This is a genomic window from Paraburkholderia graminis C4D1M (genome assembly GCF_000172415.1).
In the GTDB taxonomy this organism is placed as follows: domain Bacteria; phylum Pseudomonadota; class Gammaproteobacteria; order Burkholderiales; family Burkholderiaceae; genus Paraburkholderia; species Paraburkholderia graminis.
In genome coordinates, this window is record NZ_ABLD01000005.1 from 323,172 (window position 1) to 339,687 (window position 16,516).

Consider the following 16,516-nt stretch of genomic DNA (forward strand, 5'->3'; position numbering starts at 1 on the left):
CAACCGGACGGGCGGCGCGCGCTGCGCCGCCTCATCTCATGGATGCAATGCATCGCACGGAGGCAGGCAGATGGCAGTGGACTACACAACCCATGACGGCGTGGCCGTCATCACGCTGAACAATCCTCCCGTCAACGGCCTCGGCCTGTCGACGCGCGCGGGGATCGTCGAAGGCATCGAGCGCGCGCAAAACGATCCGGCCATCCAGGCCGTCGTGCTGACGGGCGCGGGCAAGGCCTTCTCGGGCGGCGCCGACATCACCGAATTCAACACGCCGAAGGCGACCCAGGAGCCGACGCTCGCCACCGTCATCAAGACCGTGGAAGGGAGCGCCAAGCCGGTGGTTGCGGCCATTCACAGCGTCGCGATGGGCGGCGGCCTCGAACTGGCGCTCGGCGCGCATTACCGCATCGCCGCGCCCGGCGCGCAGATCGCATTGCCCGAAGTGAAGCTCGGCATTCTGCCCGGCGCGGGCGGCACGCAGCGTCTGCCGCGCGCAATCGGCCTCGAAAGCGCGCTCAACATGATCGTGTCGGGCGCGCCGGTCGACTCGCAGAAACTGGCCGGTTCCGGTCTCTTCGACGAACTCGCCGAAGGCGATCTCACGCAAGCCGCGCTCGCGTTTGCGCGCAAGGTCGGCGCGAAACAAGGCCCGCATCCGAAAGTGCGCGATCGCAAGATCGAGCATCCGAATGCCGAGGGCTTCATTCAGTTCGCGCGTAACAGCGTCGCGGCTATCGCGAAGAATTTTCCCGCGCCGCTCAAATGTATCGACGCGGTCGAGGCCGGCGTGAAAAACGGCTTCGACAAGGGCCTCGCATTCGAGCGCGAGTGCTTCGTCGCGCTCGTGCAAACGCCCGAGAGCCGCGCGCTGCGCCATGCGTTCTTCGCTGAACGCGCGGCGAGCAAGATTCCCGATGTGCCGGCCGATACGCCGGTGCGCGAGATCCGCCAGGTCGCGGTGATCGGCGCGGGCACGATGGGCGGGGGCATCGCGATGAACTTCATCAACGCGGGCATTCCGGTCACGCTGCTCGAGATGAAGCAGGACGCGCTCGAGCGTGGCCTTGCAACGATCCGCAACAATTACGAAGCGAGCGTGAAGAAGGGCAAGCTCAAGCCCGAGGCGCTGCAGGAGCGCATGGCGCTCATCACGACCACGCTTTCCTACGACGACCTGAAAAACGCCGACCTGATCGTCGAAGCGGTGTTCGAGGAACTCGGCGTCAAGGAGCAGGTATTCAGGCGTCTTGATGAAATCGCGAAGCCGGGCGCGATTCTCGCGTCGAATACGTCCACGCTCGATGTCGACAAGATCGCCGCGTTCACGAAGCGTCCGCAGGACGTCGTCGGCACGCACTTCTTCAGTCCGGCCAATGTGATGAAGCTGCTCGAAGTGGTGCGTGGCGAGAAGACCGCGAAAGACGTGCTCGCCACCGTCATGAAGCTCGCGAAAAAGATAAAGAAGACCGCGGTTGTTTCGGGCGTGTGCGACGGCTTTATCGGCAACCGGATGATCGAGCAGTACATCCGCCAGGCGCTCTTCATGCTTGAAGAAGGCGCGCTGCCTGCGCAGGTCGATCGGGCCATCGAAAAATTCGGCTTTGCAATGGGACCGTTCCGCATGAGCGACCTGGCGGGCAACGACATCGGCTGGGCGATCCGCAAGCGCCGCTATCAGGAACAGCCTGACATGCATTACTCGAAAATCGCCGACCGTTTGTGCGAGAGCGGGCGCTTCGGCCAGAAAACCGGCGGCGGCTGGTACGACTACAAGGCGGGCGACCGCACCGCGTATCCGTCGAAAATGGTGGACGAAATGATCGTCGCTTATTCGAAGGAAACCGGTAGCGAGCGGCGCAAGATCGGCGACGATGAAATCGTCGAGCGCCTCGTGTTCGCGCTCGTGAACGAAGGCGCGAAGATCCTCGAGGAAGGCATTGCGTCGAAAGCGTCGGACATCGACATGGTCTATCTGACCGGCTACGGCTTCCCGCTTTATCGCGGCGGTCCGATGCTGTACGCGGATACCGTCGGCCTTTACAACGTCGAGCGCGCGATACGCCGCTACGCATCGCAGCCGAACGGCGACGCGTGGCAGCTTGCGCCGAGCATCGCCGAACTCGCGGCGCAGGGCCGCACGTTTAACGGCTGAGCTGACGCGTAGACGCAAGACGCTCGCATCGAACGACAAAGGTGGCGCGGGTCACTCGCGCGCATTAGCGCATGAGCGCATGCGCCACCATCGACATTGACACGCAGGAGATTCGCATGACTGACGCCGTAATCGTATCGACCGCCCGCACGGGGCTCGCCAAGTCGTGGCGCGGCGGTTTCAACATGACTCACGGCGCGACGCTCGGCGGCCACGTGACGAAGGCCGTGGTCGAGCGCGCGAAGCTGGACCCGGCGCGCATCGAAGACGTGATCATGGGCTGCGCGAATCCGGAAGGCGCGACGGGCATGAACATCGCGCGGCAGATCGCGTTGCGCGCGGGCTTGCCGGTTAGCGTGCCGGGCATGACGGTCAACCGTTTCTGTTCGTCGGGATTGCAAACTATCGCGCTCGCCGCGCAGCGCGTGATCGCCGGCGAAGGCGATGTGTTCGTCGCGGGCGGCGTGGAATCCATCTCGTGCGTGCAGAACGAGATGAACCGCCACATGATGACCGAAGGCTGGCTCAGCGAGAACAAGCCGGAAATCTACTGGTCGATGTTGCAGACCGCCGAGAACGTCGCCAAACGCTATTCGATTTCGAAGGAACGTCAGGACGAATACGGCGTGCGCTCGCAGCAGCGCGCCGCGGCCGCGCTCGAAGCCGGCCGCTTCAACGACGAGATCGTGCCGTTGACGGTGCTCGCGGGCGTCGCCGACAAGGCAACGGGGCGTCTTTATACGAAGGAAGTCACCGTCAGCGGCGACGAGGGCATTCGCGCGGACACGACGCTCGAAGGCGTATCGAAGATTCGCACGGCGCTGCCCGGCGGCGTGATTACCGCGGGCAACGCGAGCCAGTTTTCCGATGGCGCGTCGGCTTGCGTGGTGATGAACGCGAAGCTCGCGGAACGCGAAGGGCTGCAGCCGCTCGGCATTTTCCGCGGCTTCGCGGTGGCCGGCTGCGAACCGGACGAGATGGGCATCGGCCCGGTTTTCGCGGTGCCCAAGCTGCTGAAGCAGGCCGGTCTGAAAGTCGGGGACATCGACCTGTGGGAACTGAACGAAGCGTTCGCCGTGCAGGTGCTGTATTGCGCGGACAAACTCGGCATCGACCAGGAGCGCTTGAACGTGAACGGCGGCGCGATTGCGGTGGGCCATCCGTATGGCGTGTCGGGCGCGCGCCTCGCGGGACATGCGCTGATCGAAGGCAAGCGGCGCGGCGCGAAGCTCGTCGTGGTGACGATGTGCATCGGCGGCGGGCAGGGCGCGGCGGGCCTCTTTGAAGTGGTCTGAGGTCGCGTGATTACGGCATGCCGGCGCCTGACATCGGCAGGCTGAGCATGCCCTGATCGACGAAACGCGCGGTGCCGAACGGGCCGCCCGCCAGCTTGCCGCGCAGAATATACGGAACCTGTCCCGACTGCGCGGCCCCGGCAAACGCAAAGGCCTGGCGCACCGCGGCGAATGCGGGCACCGTCAACGGCACGTTCAGCACCGTTTCGCCATAGCGCGGCACGGTGCCGGCTTGATCGCTGACGCCGCTCGCAAAAGAGTGGCCGTTCAGTTCGAGATCGAGCGACACGCCGTTGAAGCTCACCGCCGATTCGTTCGGATTCTGCACGCGCAGCTTGACGTTAAAGCGCACTTCCAGACCCTGGCTTTCGAGCGGTTCGATGCCTGCCACGCTCACGCGCAACGGGTCGCCGCCGAACAGCCCCGCGCAGCCGCTGAGCGTCAGCGTGAGAACCGCGCACAACGCGGCGACGCGCAACAGACTCGCGCCGAACAGCTTGCGGACAAAGGACATGACCGGCACCTCGAAGAGCGGATGGGGTCATGCATTGTAGCGGGCGACGGGCTGCGCGCGGCAACGCATCAGGCCGCGCGCCGCAGCGTCGCTTTGAGAAACGCGGCGAGTTGGCGAATCCCATTCGCGTGCTGCGTATTGCTTCTAGCTGCTGCATGCGATGCGGGCAGTGCGAACGCCGCGGCTTTTCCATGCAACGCGCTGATCGACACCATGCTGCGTTCGGTCGGCACGAAGCACTCGCCTTCGCTAAGCATGATCGATATCGACGGAACCGCGTCGCCGAGCCACGACAGCGAATGATCGCGGACGACGAGCTGCAGATCGCCTTCGACCGCGACGACGGCGCTCCTCGCGCGCAGGTCGTGCAGCGCGACCTGGCCCGCGGCGAGACGGCACACATTGATGTTGGCGTGAGCTGACATAACGTTTCCTTTGGTGCGTTTGCATGCCATTCAGCTTATTGACCCGCTGCCGCGGAAAACAGCCGCAGTCGCCGACGATCTGCACCGGTACAACGCGGCTCTTTGATACGCTGTATCGGTCGAAATGAGGTCGATGTGTATCTGTTGCCGCACGCGGACCGTGCGCACCATCGGCTCATGAGCCGATCAACCTGAACGCAAGCACAAAAGCCCATGCACGCGCACACCAGCATGCCCCTCGCGCCTCATGCACTCCCGGCGTCCTCGAACGATGCCACCGCGAGCGAACCGCTTTACCGCCAACTGGCCGCGCACTATCGCCGCGCGATTCGCAATGGCGTGCTGCGCCCCGGCGAGCGCATGCCGTCGATGCGCGCCTTCATGCAGCGTCACGGCGTGAGCCTCGCGACCGCCACCGAGAGTTATCGCGTGCTCGAACGCGAGGCGTTGATCGAGGCGCAGCCGCGCGCCGGCTATTTCGTGCGCGCGTCGCAAAACGCCGCGTTGCCCGCCGCATCGGAACCGGACCTCGCAACGATGCCTCGCGCCGCGCAGTTCGTCGGCATTCACTCGGTCATTTCGACGATCGTCTCGCAATATCAGCGCTATCCGGACGCGTTCAATCTGGGCGGCGCGACCGCCTCGCCAGATCTCTATCCGACCGACGCGTTGCAGAAAGCCGCGCTGCGCGCATTGCGCCGACGGCCGACGCTGTTGACCACAGCCGGGCCGGATCAGGGCGATCCGGCGTTGCGCGCGATCATCGCGCGCCGTGCGCTCGACGCGGGCATCCAGGTCGGCGCGGACGACATCATCATGACGCACGGCGGCATCGAGGCGGTCAACCTGGCGTTGCGGGCAGTCACGCAACCGGGCGACACCGTCGCCGTCGAATCGCCGTGTTTCTTCGGCCTGTTGCAGGCGCTCGAGAGTCTCGGGCTGCGCGCGCTCGAAATTCCCGCGAGCCCGAGCACGGGGCTCGCCATCGAGGCGCTCGACTTCGCGTTGCAAACGCATCCCGACATCAAGGCCGTGGTCGCGGTGCCGAACCTGCAAAATCCGCTCGGCAGCGTGATGCCCGACGCGCACAAGGCACGGCTCGTCGAGTTGTGCGCGCGGGCAGGCATCGCGCTGATCGAGGACGACCCGTATCGCGAACTGGTCGACAGCGCGCAGCCGCTGCGCTCGCTGAAGGCCTGGGACAGCGACGGCACCGTGATCCATTGCACGTCGTTCAACAAGACGCTCGCGCCGGGCATGCGCATCGGCTGGATCAACGGCGGGCGCTGGCATCCGCGTATCGGCATGCTGAAATTCGCGCAGTCGCGTCACAACGAGCAGTTGTCGCAAGTCGTGCTCGCGGAGTTTCTGCAGACCAACGCGTATGAGCGGCATCTGCGGCGCTTGCGCGACCGGCTGAGGATGCAGCGCGAGCGGATGGCGGCGGCGCTGGGCGCGTCCTTTCCCGAGGGCACGCGGTTCACGCCGCCCGCGGGCGGCATTTTCTTCTGGATCGAGCTGCCGCGCGAGGTGTCGTCGGCCGATTTCTTCGACGCCGCGCTGAAAGAGGGCATTCGCGTGATGCCGGGCACCGTGTTCTCGAACGCGGGCCGCTTCGATCACTTCATTCGCCTCAGTTGTCCCAGCACCGATCTCGATCTCGCCGACGACGCGCTGCGCCGGCTCGGACGGCTTGCGACAGCGATGACGGCGCGGGCGTCGGCATATGCGTCGGCGGCAGACAAACACACGCCTCGCTCCCACTGCGAAACGCCATAGCAGGTATCATTTCTTCTCTTCCGGCGCGTCGCGTCGCGCGTGCATGAAGGTGCCCGCATCGCCGGTGCATCAGCGCACACGCGCACGCGCCGCCGCACGTCAAGACAAGGAAAACCGAAAGCCGCAATGACCGATTCATCTTCATCTACTGCGGGCGGCGCGTCGTTGCCCGAAAGTCCCTTCGTCGACCGGCTCGGCGCACGGCTCGTTTCCGCTGCGGACGGCGCCAGCGAAGTGGTGCTGTCCCTCTTGCCCGAGCATATGAACACCTGGGACGTCGCGCACGGCGGCGTCACGATGACGCTCGCCGACGTCGCGCTCGCGATGGCCGCGCGCAGTCTCGCCGGCGACGGTGTCGGCGTGGTCACGGTCGAGATGAAGGTCAACTTCATGCAGCCAGGCCGCGGCGAGTTGCGCGCGACGGCGCGCGTGCTGCACCGCTCGACCACCATGGCCTATTGCGAAGGTGAGATCCGCGATAGCGAAGGCCACTTCGTCGGCAAGGCGCTCGGCACGTTCAAATACATGCGTCGCCTCGCCGTGGGCCGCGACGTGACGCGCCAGCGCTTGCGCAGCGACCCGTCGGCGAAACCCGGTCCTAGCGACGGTTGAGCGAGTGGCAAGGTGCGAGGCGGCAACATGCCCGAACATGCCGTCGGCGAGCGCAACACGCCGTCGCTGATTCGTAATCGGTAGTCCACAATCCACAACCCAAGGAGACGATCGACATGCCACAAATCAACCGCCAGTTCCTGCTCGCTTCGCGTCCGCAAGGCGCTGTCACGCCCGACAACTTCCGTCTCGTGCAGACGCCGCTCGCGCCGCTTGCCGATGGCGAAATCCGCGTGCGCAATCACTACCTGTCGCTCGATCCGTACATGCGCGGCCGCATGAACGACAGCAAGTCGTACGCGGCGCCGCAGCCGCTCGACGAAGTGATGATCGGCGGCACGGTCGGCGAAGTGATCGAGTCGAAGAACCCGAAGTTCGCGGTCGGCGACAAGGTCGTCGCCATATTCGGCTGGCAGGAATACGGCACGTCGGACGGCGCGGGCGTGCAGAAAGTCGACGACACGCACGTGCCGCTGTCGGCCTATCTCGGACCCGTCGGCATGCCGGGCGTGACGGCATGGTATGGATTGAACCGGATCATCGCGCCCAAGGCGGGCGAGACCGTGGTGGTCAGCGCGGCGAGCGGCGCGGTGGGCAGCGTCGTCGGCCAACTGGCGAAGCAGGCCGGCGCGCGCGCGGTGGGCATCGCCGGCGGCGTCGAGAAATGCCGCTACGTCGTGGAGACGCTCGGCTTCGACGCCTGCGTCGACTACAAGGCCGGCAATCTGTATCAGGACCTGAAGGCGGCGACGCCGGACGGCATCGACGGCTGCTTCGAGAACGTCGGCGGCGAAGTGCTCGACGCGACGCTCGCGCGCATGAACCCGTCGGGGCGCATCGCGGTGTGCGGATACATCGCGGGCTACGACGGTCAGCCGGTGCCGCTCAAGCACCCGTCGCTGATACTGACGCAGCGTCTGCTGGTGCAAGGCTTCATCGTGACCGAGCATATGGACGTCTGGCCGCAAGCGCTCAACGAACTCGGCACGCTCGTCGCACAGAAGAAGCTGCAATATCGGGAGACCATCGCGCAAGGGCTCGATGCCGCGCCGGAGGCTTTCATTGGTTTGCTGAAGGGCAAGAACTTCGGCAAGCAGTTGGTGAAGCTGATTTGAGTGAGGCTCGGCTCGGTGAGTGAAGCGTGAGGTGGGACGCGCGAGTCGCTCATTGATCCGTTTGTCGATGCGTTGCGTTGCGCGGAAGTCGCGCATTGAAGGCATGCGGCAAAATCAGGCATCAAACGGCACGCAGCCGAAGTCACGGCAGCCAAAGTCGCGCATCGCGAATCACACATTCAAAAGCCACGCATCAAGCCCCACGCAAAAAGGAGTCCCCAGATGTTCGAATTTCCCGCCAGGGTCGCGGTCATCACCGGCGCGGCGAGCGGCTTCGGCCAGGCATTCGCGCAACGAGCCGCGGCGCTTCGCATGAAGCTCGTGCTCGCGGACGTGAACCCCGAGGCGCTCGCCCAGACCGTCGATGCATTGCGCGCCGCGGGCGCCGACGCGATCGGCGTGCCGACCGACGTATCGAACGCGGCGCAGGTCGAAGCGCTTGCCCAGGCCGCGCTCGATGCGTTCGGCAAGGTGCATCTGCTCTTCAACAATGCGGGCGTGGGCTCGGGCGGCTTCCTGTGGGAGAGTTCGGCGAACGACTGGGCCTGGGTGTTCGGCGTGAACGTGATGGGCGTCGCCCACGGCGTGCGCGCGTTCGCGCCGCTCATGCTCGCGCAGAACGAGCCGGCGCATATTGTCAATACGGCGTCGGTGGCGGGGCTGTTGTCGCCGCCTGCGATGGGCGTCTACAACGCGTCGAAGCACGCCGTCGTGTCGCTCACCGAGACGCTGTATCACGACCTGCAACTCGCGCAGGCCGGGCGCGACGCCAATGCCCAGGTCGGCTGCTCGCTGCTGTGTCCGGCTTTCGCGCCGACCGGCATCGCGGATGCCGAGCGCATGCGGCCCGCCGATCTGCGCAACGAAAACAGCCCGACGCGCTCGCAGATCGCCGCCGGCAAGCAATTGCAGCGCGCGGTGCGAGCGGGCAAGCTGAGCGCGGCCGAGGTCGCCGCACTCACGTTCGACGCCGTCGCAGCACGGCGCTTCTATATCATCACGCACCCGGCCATCATGGCGACCGTCAAGCTGCGTCACGAGGACATCGAGCAGTTGCGCGATCCGACCGATCCGATGTCGCTGAAGCCGGAAGTGAGAAGCGCCAGCGAGATTTGAATGCGGTACGGAAGCCGCCCGCCCGAGCCGTCCCGCGAGTTCTTTTTAACCCATCTCACGTCACATGCCGTTGAATCCGAAGATCGAGCAGGTGCTCGACATGATCGCGCGCGCAAAGCGCCCGAAGCTCCATGAGATGACGCCGCAAGCGGCGCGCGCATCGTATGAAAAAAGCGCGCCGATTCTCGAGATTGCCAGCGCGCCGATGTTCTCCGTCGAAGACCTGCGTATTCCGACGCGCGACGGCGCGACGATCGGCGCACGTCTTTACCACGCCGAAGAACCGAGCTGGGCGAACCCCGCGCCCGCGCTCGTCTACTATCACGGCGGCGGCTTCACGGTCGGCAGCGTGAACACGCACGATGCGCTCGCGCGGATGTTCGCGCGCGACAGCCAGTGCGCGGTGCTGTCGGTCGATTACCGGCTCGCGCCGGAACACAAATTCCCGACCGCCGTCGACGACGCGTTCGACGCGCTCACGTGGCTGCATACGCACGCCGCGGAGTTCGGCATCGACGCGGCCCGGCTCGCGGTCGGCGGCGACAGCGCGGGCGGCACCCTCGCGACGGTGTGCGCGGTGCTCGCGCGCGACGCCGGCATCCCGCTCGCGCTGCAATTGCTGATCTATCCCGGCACGACCGGTTATCAGCAGACCGATTCGCACTCGCGCCTCGCCGACGGATTCCTGCTGTCGGGCACGACGATCCAATGGTTCTTCGAGCAGTATGTGCGCGATACGAGCGATCGCGACGACTGGCGTTTTGCGCCGCTCGACGGCACGCGCGGTGCGCCCGATTTCAGCGGCCTCGCGCCGGCCTGGATCGCGACCGCCGAATACGATCCGCTCAGCGACGAAGGCGATGCGTACGCGGACAAGCTGCGCCGCTACGGCAACGCGGTGACGCTCACGCGCTATCCGGGCATGATCCACGAGTTCTTCAAGATGGGCGGCTTCGTGCCCGAGGTCGCGCACGCGCATGCCGATGCCGCCGCGGCATTGCGCGCGGCATTCGGCGTGGACTGACTAGGCGATTTCCCGCTCGACGTTGAACGCGAAGCTGCGTTCGAAGTCGCCTGGCCGGACGATGCGGTGTGAGCCGTTGTCGTCGCTACGCTCGGCCACGGCGACGCTGACCATCTCGCCGTTCGCGACGACGCGCAGCGCTGTCGTGCCGCGCGTGCCGTATCCGGGCGTTTCGATGAACGCCGCAGACAGCGCCCGTTCCCGCTCGAGCGCAATGCCGGTGGACGGCAACTCGGCGTCCGCGGCGACGCGCGGATCGCGCATCAGGTCGATCAGATGTTCGAGCGGCGGCATCGAATTGCGCGTGAGCAGCGCGCCCAGTTCGGCGCGCTTCCTGACGAGCTTCGGCCACGGCGTGTCGAGAATCGCGTTCGAGATGCCGTGCGTGCCCGGCGCGAGCAGCGCGGGCGCCAGATTCGAGCGATTGCAGTACCAGGCGAGCTCGCGACGCGTCCAGTCGCCGACCAGCAGATTGAAGCCGTTGTACAGATCGCCCGTTTGCGCGACGCGGCGCAGATAGGCGAGGGGCGTTTCCTGTTCGCCGTCGTTCGCGTCGTGGTTTTCGCCGCCATTCCGTCCCGCGTCAAATGCGGGCTCCGCGCAAGCCAGCCAGTCGCTGACGAGCGTGCCGCGGGTCGGCGCGTCGGCGCGCATGTCGTGCGGCGCGCGGTAGTTGGTCAGCGCGGCGAAGCGTCCGTGGCGCGACATGCCGAGCCAGGTACCGCCGCCGACCAGATCGCGGCCGGCCAGCACGCCCCGCGCGTCGTCCCACCAGCCGATCGGCTGGGCCGTGCGGTGGAAAAATTCGTCGCGATTCGCGGCAAGCGTGAAGAGTGGGCCGTCGACCGCATCGGGTCGCCAGTCGAACACGATCAGGCACATCGGGGGCGTCTCCCGGTTGTTGCTTCAATGTTGCTTCAAACGCAATGGCGAACAGTAGTCGGACGAGGACGCCGGCAAAAAGCGGCGCGTGCTTCGAGCGCACGGCGCCGTTCATCTGCGTACCGCGAAGCGCCGTTCAAACCTCGGAGGGCAGTCCGTACGGCAGCGCGAGAAAGCGCAGCGCCGGGCCGTCCGCGGCGCCCAGATGCACCGAGCCGCTTTCGAGCGCCGCGAGCTTGATCTCGACGAGCACATCGACGCCGCCGTCCCGCGCCGACGCCGCGTTCACCACCATGCCGCACGGCTGACCAGGATCGTCGGAGTGAAACAGCTCGACGCCCGCCTTCACGGTATCGAGCTCGCCCGCCACGTTCGCGAGCGACGTGCGCCGCTTGATCGTGCCGCGATACTGGCTGCGCGCGACCACTTCCTGGCCAGGGTAGCAGCCCTTGCGGAAATTGACCGCGCCGAGCACGTCGAAATTGACCATTTGCGGCACGAACTGCTCGACCACCGGCTGCGTGATGCGCGGCTCGCCCGCGCGAATGTCGAGCCAGTCCCACACGGCCGGCGAAACCTGCGTGAGCTTCTCGCCGAGCGAGGGCAGATGCGCTTCGACCTGCGCCTTCGGCCCGATCCACAGATAACGAAGCCGCTCGAACGCATCCGGCACGCGAATCAGCGAGCCGGCCGCGCCGTCCACCTTGACGTGCACGCCGTCCGGCAACGCGTCGAACACGCCGGACAGCGCCTTGCGCACATCGCCCGCGAGGCCGATCACCGCCAGCTCGCCGCTTGCATCGACGAGCTTCGCCTTCGCGCGCAGAACGAACATGGAGAGGCGCTTTTGCACCGCCGCCTGTACGTCCTTTGAGACCAGCAGACGGAGCGTGTCGCCGCTGCGCCAGGTGAGGAACGACGCGAGCAGGCGCCCCTTCGCCGAGCAGTAGCCCGCGAGGCGCGCGTTGGCGGCGTCGAGGTGCTGCGTGTCGTTCGTCAACTGACCGTGCAGGAAGCTTGCGGCGTCGTCGCCGGTCGCGTCGATCACGCCGAACTGCGTGAGCACTGCGTAGGCGCCGTGCTGGAGGGCGGCGTCGAACTCATCGGCGGACGGACGCGGCCACACCGGCAGCGCCGTGACGGCCGCGGCTGACGGATGCACTGCGGGGTTAGCTGGGACAGTGCCTGAAGCGGTAGCGAGCGGTGTGTTCATGGATTCCGGGAACAGTCAATTCTGACTTTAGCTAAGGCAAACAAGTATTATATGCAGTCCAACCCTGCCACGTTTTCATGTCCCTCTTCAAGAAATGTTTGGTTGCCGGCTCGATTGTCCTCGTGCTGGCCGCAGCCGCGATCGCTGGCGGATACCACTGGGCCAACAGCCCGCTCGAGCTGAATCCCGCGCAACTCGACGTCACCGTCAAACCGCACAGCAGCCTGCGCAGCGTCACGCTGCAGCTCAATCGCGGCGGCGTGCCGGTCGAGCCCGAGCTATTCATCGTGATGACGCGGCTGCTCGGCCTGCAAAGCGAGCTCAAGTCCGGCAATTACGAGTTCAAGACCGGCGTGACGCCCTACGAAGTGCTGCAAAAAATCGCGCGCGGCGACGTCAACGAATACGTCGCGACCATCATCGAAGGGTGGACGTTCAAGCGCATGCGCGCCGAGCTGGACGCGAATCCGGCGCTCAAACACGACAGCGTCGCGATGAACGACGCGCAGTTGATGAGCGCGATCGGCGCGCCGGAAGCGTCGATCGGCAACGGCGAAGGGCTCTTTTTCCCGGACACCTATCTGTTCGACAAGAACACGAGCGACCTCGACGTGTATCGCCGCGCGTATCGTCTGATGCGCGTGCGTCTCGATGAAGCATGGCTCGCGCGGGCGCCGAACCTGCCGTACAAGACGCCGTACGAGGCGCTCATCATGGCTTCGATCATCGAAAAGGAAACCGGCAAGAAGTCGGACCGTCCGATGGTCGCGGCCGTGTTCGCGAACCGTCTGCGCGTGGGCATGCCGCTGCAGACCGACCCGACTGTGATCTACGGAATGGGCGAGAGCTACGCGGGCCGCATCCGCAAAAAAGACCTGCAGACGGACACTCCCTACAATACCTACACGCGCATGGGCCTGCCGCCCACGCCGATTTCGCTGCCCGGCGTCGCGTCGCTGCAGGCGGCGCTGAACCCGGCGCAAACGAGCGCGTTGTACTTCGTGTCGCGCGGCGACGGCAGCAGCATCTTTTCCGACAACCTTGGCGATCACAACAAGGCCGTGGACAAATACATTCGAGGGCAATAAATGGCGCGCGGCAAATTCATCACGTTCGAGGGCATAGACGGCGCCGGCAAGACGACTCATCTCGCCTGGTTCCGCGAGCGGCTGGAACAGAAGGTGGCGGCCACCGGCCGCGCGGTCGTCATGACGCGCGAACCCGGCGGCACGCCGCTTGGCGAGCAGATCCGCGAAATCGTGCTGCATCAAAAGATGGATCTCGAAACCGAGGCGCTGCTGATGTTCGCGCTGCGCCGCCAGCATCTGGCGGAAGTGATCGAGCCGGCGCTCGCACGCGGCGACTGGGTGCTGTCCGACCGCTTCACCGACGCGACCTTTGCCTACCAGGGCGGCGGGCGCGGGCTGCCGCGCGACAAGCTGGAAACGCTCGAGCGGTGGGTGCAGGGCGGCTTCCAGCCGGATTTGACCGTGCTGTTCGACCTCGCGCCGGAAATCGCCAACGAACGGCGCAGCGCGGCGCGCGATCCGGATCGCTTCGAGAGCGAATCGGCGGCTTTTTTCGAGCGCACGCGGGCCGAATATCTGCGCCGGGCGGAAGAAGCACCGTATCGTTTCGCTATCATTGACTCTTCGCAGAGCATTGTCCGCATCCAGAAGCAGCTTGAAGAGTTGATTGCAAGTCTTTGATTTTGCATTAGTAATGTCAAATCCAGGCGAGCGCACGCCAAAGCTCCGGAAAAGCATCAAATAACGCCCCCAACCGATTGATTCGAAAAGACAAACGATGATTTATCCGTGGCAAGCCGATGACTGGAACCGCCTGCAGCAGTTGCGCGGCCACTGGCCGCATGCGTTGCTGCTGCATGGCCAGGCGGGCATCGGCAAGCTGCGCTTCGCGCAGCACCTCGCGCAGGGCCTGTTGTGCGAAGACCAGCGCGAGAACGGCGAGCCGTGCGGCGCGTGCGTCGCGTGCAACTGGTTCGTGCAAGGCAACCATCCCGATTACCGGATCGTGGTGCCCGAGGCGCTGGCCGCCGAGGCCGGCCTCGGCTACGGCGCCGACGACAAAGCGGATAAAGCCGACAAGGCCGACGCCGACGAGGGCAAGAAAACGCGCGCACCCAGCAAGGAGATCAAGATCGAGCAGATTCGCGGCTTGCTCGACTTCGTTGGCGTGGGCTCGCATCGCGGCGGCGCCCGCGTGGTCGTGCTGTATCCGGCCGAAGGGCTGAACATCGCCGCGGCCAACGCGCTGCTGAAGACGCTCGAGGAGCCGCCGGCGGGCGTCGTGTTCCTGATGGTGTCGGCACGCGTCGACCGGTTGCTGCCGACCATCATCAGCCGTTGCCGCCAATGGCCGATGAGCATGCCGTCGCCCGAAGCCGCCACCCAATGGCTCGCGGCGCAAGGCGTGTCCGAAGCGCCGGCGCTGCTCGCCGAGGCGGGCGGCGCGCCGCTCACCGCGCTCGCCCTCGCCAGCGACGAAAACCGCACGCTGCGCGACTGGACGCTCAAGCAGCTCGCTGCGGGCCCCGAGTGCGACGCCTTTGCGTGCGGCGAGGCGCTGCAGAAGCTGCCGGTGCCGCTCGTGCTCGGCTGGCTGCAGCGCTGGATGTACGATCTGCTCGCCCAGCGCGCGGCCGGCGCGCCGCGCTACTTTCCGCAGGCGTCGGCGGCGTTGACGCGTTGCGCGTCGCAGGCTGACGCGAGCGCGTTCGCGCGCTTCATGCGGACCGTGACGCGGCAGCGCGCGGTCGAAAATCATCCGTTGAACGCGCGGCTTGTGTTCGAGGAGCTGTTTCTGGGCTACCGCGAGCTTTTTGCATGACGCTCACGAAGCGCCATGCCGTCCATGCCGCAAGCGTCGTCTGAAGAACCGTTTCTGATTTTTTTACCCAGCCTCTCATTCCAATCCGAAAGCACCATGAGCCTGTCTTACCGCGATGCCACGCTCGACGATCTGCCCGCGATCGTCGCCATTTACAACTCGACGGTCGCGTCGCGCCAGGTGACGGCCGATCTGGAGCCGGTCAGCGTCGAGAGCCGGTTGGCATGGTTTCATGCGCACGGGCCGCAGAAACGTCCGCTGTGGGTCGTCGACGACGCCGAAGCGCCCGGCCGCCTGCTCGGCTGGCTCAGCTTTTCGGACTTTTACGGCCGTCCGGCCTATCAGCGCACCGCGGAAGTCAGCATCTATCTGGACGAGCGCGCGCGCGGCAAGGGCCTCGGCAAGCAGTTGCTGGCGGCTTCGCTCGCGGCGGCGCCGGCGCTCGGCATCGACACCGTGCTCGGTTTCATCTTCGGCCACAATGACGCGAGCCTGCGGCTCTTTCGGGGTTTCGGCTTCGACACGTGGGGGTCGCTGCCGCGCGTGGCCGTGCTGGACGGCGTCGAGCGCGATCTGGTGATTCTCGGCAAGCGGCTCGACGCGCACGGCGCGGCAAGCTGATCCGCCTCAGGCATTCCTTTGCAGGACATCGTCATGTTTGTCGATTCACACTGTCACATCAATTTCGAAGGACTCGCCGACCGTCTGCCGCAGGTGCTCGAGAACATGCGCAGCCACGCGGTCACGCATGCGCTGTGCGTGTCGGTCGATCTGGAAACGCTGCCGTCGGTTCTCGAGATCGCGAGCCGGCACGACAACGTTTATGCGTCGGTGGGCGTGCATCCCGATCACGAGGACATGCGCGAGCCGAGCGTCGCCGAACTGGTCGAGCTGGCCGAACATCCGAAAGTGGTCGCGATCGGCGAAACGGGGCTCGACTATTACCGCCTGGAAGGCCGCTCGATCGCCGATATGGAATGGCAGCGCGAGCGCTTTCGCACGCACATCCGCGCCGCGCATGCGACCGGCAAGCCGCTCATCATCCATACGCGTTCTTCGTCGGAAGACACGCTGCGCATCATGGCCGAGGAGCGTGCGAGCGAGCCGGGCGGCGTCATGCATTGCTTCACGGAGCCGTGGAGCGTCGCCGAGCAGGCGCTTGCGCAAAATTTTTACATCTCGCTGTCGGGCATCGTCACGTTCAAGAGCGCGACGGACGTGCAGGACGTCGCGCGTCGCGTGCCTCTGGAGCGGCTGCTCATCGAGACCGATTCGCCTTATCTGGCGCCCGTGCCGTATCGCGGCAAGCCCAATGAACCTGCGTACGTGAGTTATGTCGGACGTTTCATCGCGCAGCAGCGCGAGATGACGGACGAGGCGCTCGCCGCCGCGACGACGCGAAACTTCTTCCGCCTTTTCAAGATTCCCGCGCCGGCTGGCGCGTAGAAAAGGTAAATAAATCAATAGGATAGGGCTTAGCCCTAAAGTAAAATATGACATATTTCACATTAACCCGCACACCGCATCCCGCTGACG

General features: G+C 65.5%; 16 protein-coding genes. 12 read left to right on the top strand and 4 right to left on the bottom strand.

Annotated elements, in window-relative coordinates; genetic code table 11:
• Window positions 1-70 precede the first annotated feature (70 nt).
• On the top strand, window positions 71-2,155 hold the full coding sequence (locus BGRAMDRAFT_RS11790; protein ID WP_006048962.1) for a 3-hydroxyacyl-CoA dehydrogenase NAD-binding domain-containing protein: 2,085 nt from the start codon (window positions 71-73) through the stop codon (window positions 2,153-2,155).
• A 116-nt stretch (window positions 2,156-2,271) separates the two neighbouring features.
• Window positions 2,272-3,450, top strand: a complete 1,179-nt coding sequence (locus BGRAMDRAFT_RS11795; protein ID WP_006048963.1) for an acetyl-CoA C-acyltransferase — start codon at window positions 2,272-2,274, stop codon at window positions 3,448-3,450.
• A gap of 10 nt (window positions 3,451-3,460) precedes the next feature.
• Here the strand turns inward: BGRAMDRAFT_RS11795 and BGRAMDRAFT_RS11800 are convergent, their stop codons facing one another.
• Complete coding sequence (locus BGRAMDRAFT_RS11800) at window positions 3,461-3,964, bottom strand: LEA/WHy family protein (RefSeq protein WP_006048964.1); 504 nt, start codon at window positions 3,962-3,964, stop codon at window positions 3,461-3,463.
• A gap of 68 nt (window positions 3,965-4,032) precedes the next feature.
• Window positions 4,033-4,389: a hypothetical protein gene (locus BGRAMDRAFT_RS11805; protein ID WP_006048965.1), complete on the bottom strand. Its 357-nt coding sequence runs from the start codon at window positions 4,387-4,389 to the stop codon at window positions 4,033-4,035.
• 231 nt (window positions 4,390-4,620) lie between these two features.
• On the opposite strand from BGRAMDRAFT_RS11805, the gene BGRAMDRAFT_RS11810 reads away from it, so the two are divergent.
• From BGRAMDRAFT_RS11810 to BGRAMDRAFT_RS11830, 5 genes are all read left to right on the top strand, one after another.
• Window positions 4,621-6,168 carry an aminotransferase-like domain-containing protein gene (locus BGRAMDRAFT_RS11810; RefSeq protein WP_085962925.1) on the top strand — a complete coding sequence of 516 codons (1,548 nt, stop codon included), beginning with the start codon at window positions 4,621-4,623 and terminating at the stop codon, window positions 6,166-6,168.
• A 126-nt stretch (window positions 6,169-6,294) separates the two neighbouring features.
• The gene (locus tag BGRAMDRAFT_RS11815) at window positions 6,295-6,780 is read left to right on the top strand and encodes a PaaI family thioesterase (protein WP_006048967.1); all 486 of its coding nucleotides are present in this window, start codon (window positions 6,295-6,297) and stop codon (window positions 6,778-6,780) included.
• Between the two features lie 116 nt (window positions 6,781-6,896).
• The gene (locus tag BGRAMDRAFT_RS11820) at window positions 6,897-7,895 is read left to right on the top strand and encodes an NADP-dependent oxidoreductase (protein WP_006048968.1); all 999 of its coding nucleotides are present in this window, start codon (window positions 6,897-6,899) and stop codon (window positions 7,893-7,895) included.
• Between the two features lie 222 nt (window positions 7,896-8,117).
• A complete protein-coding gene (locus tag BGRAMDRAFT_RS11825) occupies window positions 8,118-9,011 on the top strand; it encodes an SDR family oxidoreductase (RefSeq protein ID WP_006048969.1) in 894 nt (297 codons plus the stop codon).
• Window positions 9,012-9,075: 64 nt separating this feature from the next.
• A complete protein-coding gene (locus BGRAMDRAFT_RS11830) occupies window positions 9,076-10,035 on the top strand; it encodes an alpha/beta hydrolase (RefSeq protein ID WP_006048970.1) in 960 nt (319 codons plus the stop codon).
• On the opposite strand, the gene BGRAMDRAFT_RS11835 is transcribed toward BGRAMDRAFT_RS11830, so the two are convergent.
• Together BGRAMDRAFT_RS11835 and ygfZ are read right to left on the bottom strand one after the other, a co-directional pair.
• A complete protein-coding gene (locus BGRAMDRAFT_RS11835) occupies window positions 10,036-10,917 on the bottom strand; it encodes an NRDE family protein (protein WP_006048971.1) in 882 nt (293 codons plus the stop codon). It lies immediately after the preceding gene.
• 136 nt (window positions 10,918-11,053) lie between these two features.
• Window positions 11,054-12,130 carry a CAF17-like 4Fe-4S cluster assembly/insertion protein YgfZ gene (gene ygfZ / locus BGRAMDRAFT_RS11840; protein ID WP_006048972.1) on the bottom strand — a complete coding sequence of 359 codons (1,077 nt, stop codon included), beginning with the start codon at window positions 12,128-12,130 and terminating at the stop codon, window positions 11,054-11,056.
• Window positions 12,131-12,207: 77 nt separating this feature from the next.
• Here ygfZ and mltG point away from each other — a divergent pair, with 77 nt between their 5' ends.
• The 5 genes from mltG to BGRAMDRAFT_RS11865 all read left to right on the top strand — a co-directional run bounded on the left by mltG (window position 12,208) and on the right by BGRAMDRAFT_RS11865 (window position 16,426).
• Window positions 12,208-13,218 carry an endolytic transglycosylase MltG gene (mltG, locus tag BGRAMDRAFT_RS11845; protein WP_006048973.1) on the top strand — a complete coding sequence of 337 codons (1,011 nt, stop codon included), beginning with the start codon at window positions 12,208-12,210 and terminating at the stop codon, window positions 13,216-13,218.
• Window positions 13,219-13,839: a dTMP kinase gene (gene tmk, locus BGRAMDRAFT_RS11850; protein WP_006048974.1), complete on the top strand. Its 621-nt coding sequence runs from the start codon at window positions 13,219-13,221 to the stop codon at window positions 13,837-13,839.
• Between the two features lie 97 nt (window positions 13,840-13,936).
• Window positions 13,937-14,980, top strand: a complete 1,044-nt coding sequence (locus tag BGRAMDRAFT_RS11855; RefSeq protein ID WP_006048975.1) for a DNA polymerase III subunit delta' — start codon at window positions 13,937-13,939, stop codon at window positions 14,978-14,980.
• A gap of 96 nt (window positions 14,981-15,076) precedes the next feature.
• Entirely contained in the window at window positions 15,077-15,601 is a 525-nt protein-coding gene (locus BGRAMDRAFT_RS11860; RefSeq protein WP_044020915.1) for a GNAT family N-acetyltransferase, read from the top strand.
• Between the two features lie 33 nt (window positions 15,602-15,634).
• On the top strand, window positions 15,635-16,426 hold the full coding sequence (locus BGRAMDRAFT_RS11865) for a TatD family hydrolase (RefSeq protein ID WP_006048977.1): 792 nt from the start codon (window positions 15,635-15,637) through the stop codon (window positions 16,424-16,426).
• The last annotated feature ends 90 nt before the right edge of the window (window positions 16,427-16,516 follow it).